Below are 13,255 nucleotides of genomic sequence, written 5' to 3' on the forward strand. Positions count from 1 at the left end.
TTTTACTCTCCGGTAAACCCGGGGCAGTTCAATATCACCTACATGCTCGCCAACAATACCGGCAAGCAACGGGCGGGCCGCAATGGCGAGGCCCGCCCCGCCAAGACGTGGCGTTCCTCGTTTATCTCCACTGGCGAGGTGACACTTGCGACAAAAATGGGGGAAGCTGGCCGCCGCGCCATGGCGGGACAGGAGGTTCGCCTTGTTAGTGTGCAGGCTGATGCCGGGGCTGGGCTGGGAATGTTTGAAGCCCTGCATGGCTTTTCTTCCGGTGGCGAGCTGGCTGACCATATCCGCAGGGCGGCCCGTACCTACTACGGAACAGCAAGCCGTGCCTATCTGGATGATCTGGTCAAAGACCGGGACGAAGATGAGGCCGGACTGACCGAGAGTATAAAAAGGCTGGTGGATAGTTTTGAAAAAGACTGCCTGCCCTCTTCTGCCCCTGTAGCCGGGCAAGTACGCTCGGTCGTGCGCCGCTTCGGCCTGGTGTCCGCTGCTGGTGAACTGGCCACGGCCTATGGCGTGCTACCATGGGGCCATGGCGAAGCGACACAAGCGGCAAAGACCTGCTTCCAGTCATGGTTGAGCGAGCGCGGGGGAACCGATGCTGCAGAGGACCGGGAAGCGATAGAGCAAGTCCGGGCCTTCATAGAACAGCATGGGGAAAGCCGGTTTACCCTTCTGGGTGGGGAAAGTGGAGATGTGGAAAACCCACACGTCCGCACCAACCTCCGCGCTGGTTTCCGGCGTCTGGCAGACACACCAGAAGGCAATCAGTGGGAATATCTGTTCCTTCCCAAGACGTGGCGGCAAGAGGTTTGCAAAGGGATTGATCCAACCCGCGTGGCCAAGGTTCTTCTTGAGGCTGGGTATCTTTTACCCGGAGACGGAAAAAACCAGTCCGTTGTGCGAAGGATACCCAAAGAAGGGAGGCTCCGCGTGCTGGTTGTCTCTGGGTCCATAATGGAGGGGGAAGCAGCATGAAGCGCCCCTCAAAGGCGGCATTACCCCCAAGTGTCACGACCGTCACGACTTCACTCATGACAGGTCGTGACAGCATGACACCTCAGAAAAGGTTGGGGAACCGCCATTTTTCGTGCCCGTCACGACCGTCACGACTGTCACGACCATTTTTTACAATACCCGGAGGGCCTGAGCATGGTGAGTAAGGCTATATCCACATTGATGGAATGGGCCGAAGACAAGCAGGCAGATGCTTCTGGCTTACCATCAGCACCGAGCAACCATCCATCCGCAGGCATAAATGCCGCCGCTCTGATTAAGGAATTGGAGTGGCTGGAATGCGAGATTGTCTTGAAGGACAGCCAGCCAGTCATACGGGGCAATAAGGCAGCAATCACGCCAGACCTTCTGGAACTGCTGAAAGCTGGCCGTGAGCAGATCATTGAGCATCTGACCGCACAAGCTAGCGCAGACTGCGAGCAGGAAGTAACCTTAGGGCCACCACAACCGGAGTCATTACCTGCCAAGCATTGCGAGCAGTCAGGAATACGGCGCGACCCAGAAACCGGCAAACTGTACATCTTCGGAGACCCAGATCCACGCTGGCTTAAAGAGCGGGGATGGGAATGGAACGAGAAGCAGTGTCGTTTTATGGCGCCATATCCCCATGACCGGAGCGACCCGCACCCGCGTTACTTTGTAAGCGCAAGACCTGCAAAAAAAGACAACCGGATGACAGGCGGCGGCCCCTGCTCCCTGTGCGGCTTCACGCATTGGTGGCGGAAGGTTGGCGACACATCAGAAGGGTGGACGTGCTCAGTCTGTCACCCCGCGCCTAATGGCATAGCTACCATCACACCGCACTCCCAGAACACATTGGACGCCACAGCATGAGCACTCCTTACACCACCGCCTCTGCCATTCCTGGCATCATCGCTGACCCAGCCACGCTGGCCCCACAGGCCGTGCGCTGCCTGTGGATGCGCCCAGTTCTGGACAAAGACAACCAAGCCGCCTTCCTGCCCTCCGTTGTATTTAAGGATGGTACGGATTGCCCGCTTGCGTGTGAAATGTCGGACCTTCACGGCCGCCAGTTCTGCCAGCGCCTATCAGCCATATACGATTGGCCGGTAAAGGATGGGCGCGTGCTGGAGGGTAATGCCGAGGTTGCCGCCGACCGCGCTTATGCCGCTTTGGATGAAGGCGACCGGATGGAGAAAGACGGGCAAGGCTGGGTGAACGTGCCGGGTATGGGCCGCGCGGCCGCCATACTCGCCCATGAGGCGGGACTACCTCTTGGCATTGCCATTGAAGGCGTGACAGGCAGGCTGGCCATGCTATTTGCCAAGATGCGAGAGCAGACAGCAATGCAACCACAGGATGTGAAAAAGCACCTACGCGCAGCCACAGAAGCCGCTTGCGCCAAGCTGACAGAACTTTATGCCGGGGAACAGCGCGGACCCGGAGCATCTGAGGTCACACCCGAGCGCCTAGGCGTGATAGTGGCGGATTACCACAGCGCGAAAGGTAGCACTGACGAAATATTCCAGCGGGGCCTGACCGCAGCCCTTGAGGCCGGAACGGAAGCGTGGACGGAGCAAAAGAGCAGCCCCGCAGAAATAGAGCAGAAGACAGGGGCCGTTCTGGATGCTGGCATACGGCACTGGTTCAGGCTGACGGGCCGGAAAGTCTTGGGAGACTGAATAGAAACCACAACTAAATATGATGGGGTCTTCTCACAAGGAAGGCCCCTTTTTTTTATGTGTCTATGAATAAGAGTGTCCCGACCTAAAAAGGCGATTGGATAGGCGTCCGCATTTATTCGTTTTTTCTATATCAATATAGAGAATATGCGCCAAGTGCCCTTCCCTCCATTCTATCCCCTAAAAGCCTAGCAATAACTTTAAGAGGGGTAATAAGGGGGGTAAGTATTTTATCTTTATAGATAACTAATTGTTTTTATTGGGGAATTTATCACCTGATGGCGGAAGGGGTGGGATTCGAACCCACGGTACGGTTCCCCGCACGCCAGTTTTCAAGACTGGAGCCTTCAACCACTCGGCCACCCTTCCTGCATCAGGTTGAGGCCTTATAACCACGCCTTTTATCGTCTGTCTAGCGGGGCAAGACAGAAAAGTGATTCTCTATTTCCGGCCCGTTGCGCTTGCTCTTGTGGGGTTGGAGTTGTAGAACCCCGGTCTCTAACATCCATCCATTCAGGGACGCGTTATGAAACAGCAGGCAAACCTGATCCGGGCCGGGCAGGTTATCGAGCATGATGGCCGTCGCTGGACGGTGCTGAAACAGCAGATTATCACCCCAGGCAAGGGCGGCGCATTCATTCAAGTTGAAATGCGTGACCTCAAGACCGGCAACAAAACCAACGAGCGGTGGCGTACGGCCGACAGCGTTGAGCGACTGATGACCGAAGACAAGGAATACCTGTATTCCTACACTGACGGTGAGTCCCTTGTGCTGATGGACCCGGAAACGTTTGAACAGCGCATGATCCCTGTTGATCTGTTGGGCGATCAGGCACCGTTCATTCAGGACAACATGACCATCAACCTTCATCTGGTTGAAGGCGACCCGGTAGGCGTGGACCTGCCGCCGCATGTTACCCTGGAAGTTGTTGAGGCTGACCCGGTGGTAAAAGGCCAGACCGCCAGCTCCTCCTACAAGCCAGCAAAGCTCTCCAATGGTGTAAAAACCATGGTGCCCCCGTTTGTTGAAGCGGGCGAACGGATTGTCGTCAGAACAGAAGACGGCTCTTACGTAGAACGCGCCAAAGACTAATTTTTACCAAGCTTTCCAGACAGGACAAAACACAGTGGCCATTCGACTCTCCCCCGTCATGATGGTGATGCAAAGCGCCGCCCAGAAGGCAGCCAAGCGTCTCCTGCGCGATTTTAATGAAGTCGAGCAGCTTCAGGTAAGCATCAAAGGGCCAGGTGACTTTGTCTCTCAGGCAGACCTTCGCGCAGAACAAACCCTGCGTGAAGAACTGGAGCGCGCGCGCCCCGGTTACGCCTTCCTGATGGAAGAGTCCGGTGCCTCTGGGGGCGATAACTGGACCTGGCGCTGGATTGTAGACCCGCTGGACGGCACAACCAACTTCCTGCATGGCATTCCGCACTGGGCCATTTCCATTGGTCTTCAGCGTCGGCTGCCGGATGGCAAGATCGAACTTGCGGCTGCCGTTGTCTATAACCCGGCTGCAGGTGAAATGTTCTGGGCTGAAAAAGGGACCGGCGCATTTCTGAACGAACGCCGTATTCGTGTTTCCGCCCGGCGGGACATGCACGAGTCTGTTTTTGCAACCGGCATTCCGTTTGCAAAAGTTCCGGCCCGTCAGCGCCTGCCCTTCGCCCGCGTTATGGGCAACCTGATGCCCAAGGTTGCTGGCATCCGCCGTTTTGGCTCTGCCGCACTCGATCTGGCTTGGGTTGCTGCTGGCCGTTACGAAGGATACTGGGAATTTGGCATCAAACCGTGGGATTGTGCCGCTGGCATCCTAATCCTGCGTGAAGCAGGTGGTCAGGCAACAGACCCTGACGGCCAGGACCTTGATGATCTGCCAGATGATGTTGTGATTGTTGCCGGGAACGGGCACCAGTACAGCAAGCTGCTGGAAATTGTCGCAGAAAGCAGCAAGGAAGCGTAATTTTACGCCCTTCTGACTGACTATGAAAAAGGCCGCCCCTTTGCACAAAAGGGCGGTCTTTTTTAGTGAAATTTGTTGCCCTTATACGGCCTTGGGCAGGCTCTCCATATCAATCACAAAACGATATTTGACATCTGACCGAAGGACACGTTCGTAAGCCTCGTTAATCTGGTCCATGCGGATCATTTCAATGTCTGCGGTAATATTATGCTCGCCACAGAAATCCAGCATCTCCTGTGTTTCCTTAATACCCCCGATGGCAGACCCAGCAAGGCTGCGCCGCTTGCCAACCAGAGCAAATGCGCCCACTGACATGGGCTTTTCTGGCAAACCGACTAGAACCATGTGCCCATCCTGCCGTAGCAACGCCAGATAGGCATTCACATCATGATCTGCCGAGACAGCATCAAGAATAAAGTCAAAACGGTTGCTTTCCGCCGCCATGGCTTCTGCATTTTTGGAAATAACAACACGATGGGCTCCCAGACGTTTTCCGTCCTCCACCTTGCTGGGGGAGGTTGTAAAGAGTGTGACCTCCGCCCCTAATGCCACCGCAAATTTCACAGCCATATGGCCAAGGCCGCCCAACCCAACCACGCCAACCTTGTGGCCTTTGCCCACCTTCCAATGTGCAAGGGGTGACCATGTTGTAATACCTGCACACAGCAAGGGCGCTGCAGCAGCAGGGTCCAATGTTTCCGGCACTTTAAGAACGAAGTGTTCCGTCACCACTATGCTGCGAGAATAGCCCCCGAATGTGTATGCGCCTTCCTTGGGGAACGCAGCATCCGGGCTATTGTAAGTCCATACTGGATTAGCATCACAATACTGCTCAAGCCCTGCCGTGCAGGAGTCACAGTGGCGGCACGAATCAACCATGCAGCCAACACCCACACAGTCGCCAACCTTGAACCGGGTAACGGCGGCTCCTGTTTTAACCACGCGTCCTATAATTTCGTGCCCCGGCACGCAGGGATACAGGCTTTCCCCCCACTCGCTCCGCACTGTGTGGATGTCAGAATGACAAACCCCGCAATGTGTAATGTCAATCTGCACATCGTCAGGGCCACATTCACGCCGCTCAAATGTGAGTGGTTTGAGAGGGGCTGTAGCACTTGCTGCCCCATAGCCTACGCAAGAAAACATGAAGACTCCTTATATAGCTCTTTGCTCAGGATTTCCTCTTTCGTAACCTGCCCTGCGCGTCAGAACCAATGATGTTTTCTGGCAGCAACCCTTCCCTGCCCGCCAGATTAGCCTCTGGCTCCGGGGCATCAAGTTGCGTAAGGTGATGGTTCAATGCAGTCCACCTTCCCTTCTGCGCATGATGCGCCCGCTCTTACCGCGCATCATCGCGGGTTTTCCCTGCTGACAGAGGACGGTGAATTTCTAACCCTCTCAGCGGCGGATGTGCGTGAGCGCCTGCACACCATGCCAGTCCCGCTGGTGGTTCATGCCCCCGCCTTTGCTCGCCGCCTTGGCCTGTCGCCACCGGGCCAGCCGTGCCCTTGGCTGGATGTGCTGGAACTGTTTGCGTTCGTCTACCCGGCCCGCACGGTCGCCCCTACACCAAGAGGGTTAGCGCTTGCACTTGGGGTTGAAGAAGACCGCATAGGCGCTGCGGAAGCCGACCTGCTGCCCCTGCTTGTCTCGCTTATGTTGGCAGAACTGGCCCGCCAGAAAACTTTACCCCAAGCAGAATTTCTGGCCGCCTTGACCATACGTCTTGGGCAGGCAGGTTGGCCATGGGCAGGCACGGTAGCGGAAACCCTGAGCCTGCATGAAAAGCTCAACCCGCAAGGGAGACTACCGGAGGAGGCCATGCAGCCGGGTGATGCGCTAAGGATATGGCGCATTTTGCCAAAGTGGGAAGATGTGGCGCCGCGCCCGGCCCCGGCCTCTCACCCCATTACAGCAGCGGAAGCGCGTACCCGGCTGACACAAATGTTGGGCGATGGTGCAGAAAGTCGGGCTGGTCAGGCCGATTTTGCCAGTGTGTCCACCGCTGCCTTCGAACCCCGCTCCATGCGCGGCAACCCCGCCATCGTCCTTGCTGAAGCCGGAACCGGAACCGGTAAAACACTGGGCTATATTGCCCCCGCCAGTGTATGGGCGGAGCGCAATGGTGGCAGTGTGTGGGTCAGCACCTATACACGGCACCTGCAACGCCAGATTGAGCAGGAAACTCATAGACTGTTTCCAGATGACGCCATACGCCGCCGCCATGTCGTGCTGCGCAAAGGGCGCGAAAATTACATGTGCCTCCTGAATATGGAGGAGGCCGTCAACACATCAGGCTCCCGCCCCGCAGGGGTTACGATAGCTCTGGCCATGCTTGCCCATTGGGCACGCAGCACCGCTGATGGAGACCTGACTGGCGGAGACCTTCCGGGCTGGTTTGGAGACCTGTTTGGTCAGGGGAATATTGCAGGCGTTGCGGACCGCCGTGGCGAATGTATTCACGGAGCCTGCCCGCATTATCAGCGCTGCTTTGTGGAGCATACCATCCGCAGGGCCCGCGAGGCTGATCTGGTCATTGCCAACCATGCTCTTGTGATGGCTCAGGCCGCCTACGCACAAAGTGCCATGGGCGACACACCTGACGATACAGAGGAAGACAGCACCCCATCCCGTTATGTGTTTGATGAAGGCCACCATCTGGCTGATGCCGCCGATGGGGCATTTTCTGCTGAATTATCCGGGTTGGAAGCGGCGGAACTGCGCCGGTGGCTTTTGGGTGCAGAAGGACGCCGCTCCCGCGCGCGCGGACTGAAACGGCGCTTGGATGATCTGGTTGTGGGGATACCCAAACTGGAAACCCCGCTGGATGCAGCGCTTATGGCGGCGCATGCCTTACCAGCTCCTGGCTGGTCCAGCCGCCTTGCTGCGGAAGAGGAAGAAGAACACGCACCTCCTCCCCCTCCAGATGAGGCCGAAGAGAACGCGTTGTTCCCCCATGTCACACCTGCCATAGAACCGGTCCTGACCAACCCGACCGAAGACTTCCTTAAACTATTGCGCCAACAAATTCTGGCACGCAGTCACGAACGCAGCCGCGCTGACCATGTGTATGGCGCGCTGGAATGTGACCTCCACCCGTTATTGCCGGATCTGCCTGCCTCAGGGCTCGCGCTGGCCCGTGCCCTGCACCGCCTTGCAGACCCATTACGCACATTGGCCGAGCGGCTCCATGCGCGCTTGCAGGACGAAGCCGAAGCGTTGGACAGTGTCACCCGCGGGCGGATTGAAGCCATGGTCCGCGCCTTGCGCCGCCGTGCCATCACCCGTCTGGACGCCTGGATTTCAATGCTGGAAGCGCTGGAGCAGCCCCCGGAACCTGGCACAACCCCAACCCACATTCATTTTCTACGCCTTGACCGACGCGAGCGGCAAAAAATGGGGGAATATGATGTAGGGCTGCACCGGCACTGGCTGGACCCGACCGTCCCCTTTGCAAGCGTTATGGCCATGCCTGCGCAAGGAATGCTGATTACATCCGCCACCCTGCGCGATAGGTCGGACTCGGCGCCCGGACCAGTAAGCCCAGATACAACACAGCAAGAACAGGCGGCTGAAGACTCTGAGCGTGCGTGGGAAGCGGCTGAAGCCCGAACAGGCGTGTGCCATTTTCCCGTGCCAGCACTCAGGGCAAGCCTGACCAGCCCGTTTGACTATGCTAGCCAGACACGCACCTTTATTGTGAATGATCTGGACCATAACAGCATAACGGATCTGGCGGCAGCCTACCGTACCCTGTTTCAGGCATCCGGTGGGGGAGCATTGGGGCTGTTTACTGCTATTTCGCGCCTGCGCGGGGTGCATCAGCGCATTGCTCCCGCCTTGGAGGAGAGCGGCCTGCCCCTGTATGCCCAGCATGTTGATGCCATGGACAACACGACACTGGTCGATATTTTCCGGACAGAGGAACATGCCTGCCTGCTTGGCACAGATGCCATGCGGGATGGTGTGGATGTACCCGGTAATGCGCTTAGACTAGTGGTGTTTGAAAGGGTGCCATGGCCTCGGCCGGACATTCTACACCGGGAGCGGCGCATTCACCTGTCTGGTGGAGATACAACGGGTTATGATGACCGGATAGCACGTCTTAAATTGCGGCAGGCTTTTGGACGCCTGATCCGTAGTCAATCTGACCGGGGCGTTTTTGTGCTGCTGGACCGGCGCACACCATCACGGTTGCTCTCGGCATTTCCACCGGGGGCAGAGGTGCGGCGTCTTGGCTTGGCGGACACAGCAAAAGAAATAGAAAATTTTCTAAGACCACCCGGCACGTCTGAGTAGGTCACACTAAAAAAGAGCGCTAGCCAACCCGTGCATGAGCCAACAGCGCCTTTTTATGCATGAACAGGGCGCTTACAGAACCCTGTTTCCGCAGCAAACCTTACAGAGGTTTGAGTTCTGTAGCGGCAACTTTACCGCGCTCTGTCACGAGCTCGTAAGCAATCTTTTCGTTTTCGTTCAGTCCACGCAGGCCTGCGGCTTGCACAGCTGTGATATGCACGAAAACATCTTTACCACCATCGTCCGGAGCGATGAAACCAAAACCTTTGGTGGCATTAAACCATTTGACTGTACCGGTAGGCATAGGCGGGTAACTTCCCTGATAATCTCCTGCCGGACAACCATATGACCGGCTACAGGACACCCTATCCGGTCACGATGCAGAGTGAATGTCAATCAAAATGCCATCGTGAGGCCGGATTAAAAAATTTCAAACCCGTAAATGGGACTCCAAAAACGCAATGCTGCGCTGCTGCGCAAGAGCATAGGCATCCGGGTTGAAAGACGGCCGGGCAGCACAACCAAATCCGTGCTGGGCGTCATCATACACAAAAATTTCAATACCTGGCTGGGCGTCCCGTATGGCGGTCACGTCCATATGAGGAATACTATGGTCTTCCCCGCCAAAATGCAGCTCTACCGGGCAGTTGGGAGTCTGGTTGCGGGCGGCCGCAATGCCTGCCCCGTACCACCCAACAGCAGCGGTAAATATGTCTAGTTTACATGCAGCTTCCCACGCGAGCGTTCCGCCCCAGCAGTAACCAATAATGCCTATTTTTTTATGCTTCAGGGCCAAGGCTGATGCCGTCAGATCGAGCAAAGTTTTTTCAAGCGGGATCTGGGCGCGGAGGGCAATCCCTGCGTCAACACCGGCTCTATCGTACCCTAAAACGGTATCTGGTGCGGCACGGTCAAAGAGCGCCGGCGCAATGACATGAAAACCCTGCGCAGCAAACTCATCGCACACAGCGCGGATATGGTCATTTACGCCAAATATCTCCTGTAGCACCACAAGAGCGTAGGGGTTTTGCTGCCCTGCTTCATATGCTGAGAAGCGATGACCATCCTGTGCGGTCAGGGTAATAATCTGGCCCATGTTCTGCGACTCCTTCTGCGGAAAAATGACACCTTAAAGAAAGTTTTCCACGTTTCTTGACACTGCGGGAGGACAAACCTATCTCCTATTCTAGCACTCCCGGGGTGGGAGTGCTAACGCAACGCGGCGTTTGTGACGCGCGGTAAAAGCAGGTGGTGTCGCTTCCAATACAAGGGCGCCACCGCAGCAAAAGAAATGTGGAGCGATCCATAATGACGAAGTTTCGTCCTTTACACGACCGAGTAGTCGTTCGTCGTCTCGAAAGCGAAGAAAAGACAATCGGCGGCATCATTATTCCTGACACAGCCAAAGAAAAGCCTATGGAAGGCAAAGTGGTTGCTGTTGGTCCGGGTGCGCGCAACGAACAGGGCCAGATTGTTGCCCTGGACGTTAAAGCTGGCGACACCATCCTGTTCGGCAAATGGTCCGGCACGGAAGTGAAGATCGACGGTGAAGACCTGCTGATCATGAAAGAAAGCGACATTCTGGGCATTATTTCTGCCTGAGTGACGCGCTGATCCGCTTTTCCATACTTAACTGATCCTTTCAGGAGAAATTCCATGGCTGCCAAGGACGTAAAATTTGGTGGTGACGCTCGCCAGCGTATGCTGCGCGGTGTCGACATTCTGGCTGACGCTGTAAAAGTAACGCTCGGCCCTAAAGGCCGTAACGTGGTGCTCGACAAGAGCTTTGGTGCGCCTCGCATCACCAAAGACGGCGTTTCTGTTGCCAAAGAAATCGAACTGGCTGACAAGTTCGAAAACATGGGCGCACAGATGCTGCGCGAAGTGGCTTCCAAAACCAACGATATCGCTGGTGACGGCACGACCACTGCAACCGTTCTGGCTCAGGCTATCGTACGCGAAGGCCACAAGGCCGTTGCTGCTGGCATGAACCCGATGGACCTGAAACGCGGTATCGACAAAGCTGTCGCTGCTGTTGTCGAAGAGCTGAAAAAAAACACCAAAAAGATCACCACACCTGCTGAAACAGCTCAGGTTGGTACGATCTCTGCTAACGGTGAAGCCGAAATCGGCCAGATGATCTCCGAAGCCATGCAGAAAGTTGGCTCCGAAGGCGTAATCACCGTTGAAGAAGCCAAGCACTTCCAGACCGAGCTGGACGTGGTTGAAGGCATGCAGTTCGACCGTGGCTACATCTCTCCTTACTTCGTGACCAACACGGAGAAGATGACGGCTGATCTGGAAAACCCTTACATCCTGATCCATGAAAAGAAGCTGTCTTCTCTTCAGCCCATGCTGCCTCTGCTGGAATCTGTTGTTCAGTCCGGTCGTCCGCTGCTGATCATTGCAGAAGACGTTGATGGCGAAGCGCTGGCAACTCTGGTTGTCAACAAACTGCGCGGTGGCCTGAAAATTGCTGCTGTTAAGGCTCCTGGCTTTGGTGACCGTCGTAAAGCCATGCTGGAAGACATCGCTATCCTGACCGGTGGTCAGGTTATCAGCGAAGATCTGGGCATCAAACTGGAAACCGTTACGCTGCCAATGCTCGGCACGGCTAAAAAAGTCCGTATCGACAAAGAAAACACCACCATTGTTGACGGTGCTGGTGAAGGCGATGACATTAAAGGTCGTTGCAAGCAGATCCGCGCTCAGATCGAAGAAACAACGTCTGACTACGACCGCGAAAAACTGCAGGAACGTCTGGCCAAACTGGCTGGCGGTGTTGCCGTGATCCGCGTTGGTGGTTCTACGGAAGTTGAAGTGAAAGAACGCAAAGACCGCGTTGACGATGCCCTGCACGCTACCCGCGCTGCTGTTGAAGAAGGCATTGTTCCTGGCGGTGGTACGGCTCTTGCCCGCGCTTCTGCAAACCTTAGCGGTCTTGAATTTGCTAACGATGACCAGCGCGTTGGTGGTGACATCATCCGCAAGGCTCTTCAGGCTCCGCTGCGCCAGATTGCACACAATGCTGGTGAAGACGGTGCGGTTATCGCTAACAAGGTTCTTGAATCCAAAGACTATGCATTCGGTTTCGATGCACAGGCTGGCGAATACAAAAACCTGGTTGATGCTGGTATTATCGACCCGACCAAGGTTGTCCGTACGGCTCTGCAGGACGCAGCTTCTGTTGCTGGCCTGCTGATCACGACCGAAGCCATGGTTGCTGAACGTCCTGAAAAGAAAGCAGCTCCTGCTGGTGGCCCAGACATGGGTGGCATGGGCGGCATGGACTTCTAAGTCCATTTCCCTACCCTGCCGGGAGGGGCCATTACGGTGGCCTTTCCTTGCAGGCGGGAAGCGCAAAAAAGGCGAGTGCTCCTTCGGGAGCCTCGCCTTTTTTGTTTGTGGGATAGAACGGCTCTGACAGAATTAAAGAGGAGAGAGCCTCTCTTTCACCCCTTTATTCGTCAAATAATGTAATCTATTGGCGGCAGCATCTGGTCCATGGTCAAAGCGGGCATTCCCGTGTGCCGTGTGCCAACCTTTCGGGCTGGGTTACCGACGACCGTTGTAAAGGGAGGCACGGCTTCCAGCACAATAGAGCCCGCCCCCACTTTAGCGCCCTCGCCCAAGGTAATGTTGCCCAGAACCTTGGCTCCGGCACCAATCAACACCCCTCTGCAAACTTTGGGGTGACGGTCTCCGGTATGCTTGCCTGTCCCGCCCAGGGTAACACCCTGCAGAATGGACACATCATCCTCAATAATACACGTCTCACCCACCACAATGCCGGTCCCGTGGTCAAACAGGATTCTCCGGCCCAACCGGGCTGCGGGGTGAATATCAACGCCAAAGAGTTCTGATGCACGGCTCTGCAAATGCAGGGCCAGGTGTCGCCGTCCGGCTTTCCATAACCAGTGCGCTACGCGGTAGCTTTGCACAGCGTGAAAGCCTTTAAAGAACAAAAACGGCGTAACATAGTCTGGGCAGGCAGGGTCACGCTCACGAATGGCCACCATATCTGCTGCCGAAGCATAGACTATTTCCGGTTGTGCCTCGAACCCTTCAGACACCAGTTCCGTCAGGGCATCTGCCGCCACAGAGCGATCACCAAGTTTGCGGCCGATCAGCGCCGCCAACGCAGATGCAAAGTCAGAATGGCTACGAATACCGGTTGCCAGTAGCCCTTTCACAAGAGGGTCATGACAAACGCAGGCCTGAGTGGCCATTTGCTCCCACAACACGGAAAGTTGTGAGGCGCACAAAGCACTATCTGCATCGAAATGGCGTGATTGCACCGGGAGCGTTTGTGCTTTTTGCATAAGC

General features: G+C 56.0%; 12 protein-coding genes and 1 tRNA gene. 8 read left to right on the plus strand and 5 right to left on the minus strand.

Annotation, left to right across the window (positions count from 1 at the left end; genetic code table 11):
• From Abci_RS07755 to Abci_RS07765, 3 genes are all read left to right on the plus strand, one after another.
• Positions 1-987: DUF927 domain-containing protein (locus tag Abci_RS07755; RefSeq protein WP_048838599.1), on the plus strand; the 987-nt coding region annotated here is incomplete at its 5' end.
• Positions 988-1,161: 174 nt separating this feature from the next.
• The gene (locus tag Abci_RS07760; protein WP_146806977.1) at positions 1,162-1,860 is read left to right on the plus strand and encodes a hypothetical protein; all 699 of its coding nucleotides are present in this window, start codon (positions 1,162-1,164) and stop codon (positions 1,858-1,860) included.
• The gene (locus Abci_RS07765; protein WP_048838600.1) at positions 1,857-2,669 is read left to right on the plus strand and encodes a hypothetical protein; all 813 of its coding nucleotides are present in this window, start codon (positions 1,857-1,859) and stop codon (positions 2,667-2,669) included. Before Abci_RS07760 ends, Abci_RS07765 begins: the two co-directional genes overlap by 4 nt.
• Positions 2,670-2,948: 279 nt before the next feature.
• Here Abci_RS07765 and Abci_RS07770 read toward each other — a convergent pair.
• Positions 2,949-3,038 (minus strand) — tRNA-Ser (locus Abci_RS07770).
• Positions 3,039-3,195: 157 nt separating this feature from the next.
• Here Abci_RS07770 and efp point away from each other — a divergent pair.
• Positions 3,196-3,762 carry an elongation factor P gene (gene efp / locus Abci_RS07775; protein ID WP_048838601.1) on the plus strand — a complete coding sequence of 189 codons (567 nt, stop codon included), beginning with the start codon at positions 3,196-3,198 and terminating at the stop codon, positions 3,760-3,762.
• 40 nt (positions 3,763-3,802) lie between these two features.
• Entirely contained in the window at positions 3,803-4,630 is an 828-nt protein-coding gene (locus Abci_RS07780; protein WP_084597584.1) for an inositol monophosphatase family protein, read from the plus strand.
• An 81-nt stretch (positions 4,631-4,711) separates the two neighbouring features.
• On the opposite strand, the gene Abci_RS07785 is transcribed toward Abci_RS07780, so the two are convergent.
• The gene (locus Abci_RS07785) at positions 4,712-5,776 is read right to left on the minus strand and encodes an NAD(P)-dependent alcohol dehydrogenase (RefSeq protein WP_048838603.1); all 1,065 of its coding nucleotides are present in this window, start codon (positions 5,774-5,776) and stop codon (positions 4,712-4,714) included.
• A gap of 153 nt (positions 5,777-5,929) precedes the next feature.
• On the opposite strand from Abci_RS07785, the gene Abci_RS07790 reads away from it, so the two are divergent.
• Positions 5,930-8,929 (plus strand): ATP-dependent DNA helicase, encoded by a 3,000-nt coding sequence (locus Abci_RS07790; RefSeq protein WP_048838604.1) that lies wholly within the window; start codon positions 5,930-5,932, stop codon positions 8,927-8,929.
• A 100-nt stretch (positions 8,930-9,029) separates the two neighbouring features.
• Here the strand turns inward: Abci_RS07790 and Abci_RS07795 are convergent, their stop codons facing one another.
• Together Abci_RS07795 and Abci_RS07800 are read right to left on the minus strand one after the other, a co-directional pair.
• Entirely contained in the window at positions 9,030-9,233 is a 204-nt protein-coding gene (locus Abci_RS07795) for a cold-shock protein (protein ID WP_048838605.1), read from the minus strand.
• A 126-nt stretch (positions 9,234-9,359) separates the two neighbouring features.
• Positions 9,360-10,025 carry a dienelactone hydrolase family protein gene (locus Abci_RS07800; protein ID WP_048838606.1) on the minus strand — a complete coding sequence of 222 codons (666 nt, stop codon included), beginning with the start codon at positions 10,023-10,025 and terminating at the stop codon, positions 9,360-9,362.
• A gap of 212 nt (positions 10,026-10,237) precedes the next feature.
• On the opposite strand from Abci_RS07800, the gene groES reads away from it, so the two are divergent.
• Positions 10,238-10,531: a co-chaperone GroES gene (groES, locus tag Abci_RS07805; RefSeq protein WP_048838607.1), complete on the plus strand. Its 294-nt coding sequence runs from the start codon at positions 10,238-10,240 to the stop codon at positions 10,529-10,531.
• A gap of 54 nt (positions 10,532-10,585) precedes the next feature.
• The gene (gene groL, locus Abci_RS07810; RefSeq protein ID WP_048838608.1) at positions 10,586-12,226 is read left to right on the plus strand and encodes a chaperonin GroEL; all 1,641 of its coding nucleotides are present in this window, start codon (positions 10,586-10,588) and stop codon (positions 12,224-12,226) included.
• 170 nt (positions 12,227-12,396) lie between these two features.
• On the opposite strand, the gene cysE is transcribed toward groL, so the two are convergent.
• Positions 12,397-13,251, minus strand: coding sequence for a serine O-acetyltransferase (gene cysE, locus Abci_RS07815; RefSeq protein ID WP_048838609.1), 855 nt, complete (start codon positions 13,249-13,251; stop codon positions 12,397-12,399).
• Positions 13,252-13,255 lie beyond the last annotated feature (4 nt).

The sequence above is a fragment of the Acetobacter cibinongensis genome (assembly GCF_000963925.1).
Classification (GTDB): domain Bacteria; phylum Pseudomonadota; class Alphaproteobacteria; order Acetobacterales; family Acetobacteraceae; genus Acetobacter; species Acetobacter cibinongensis.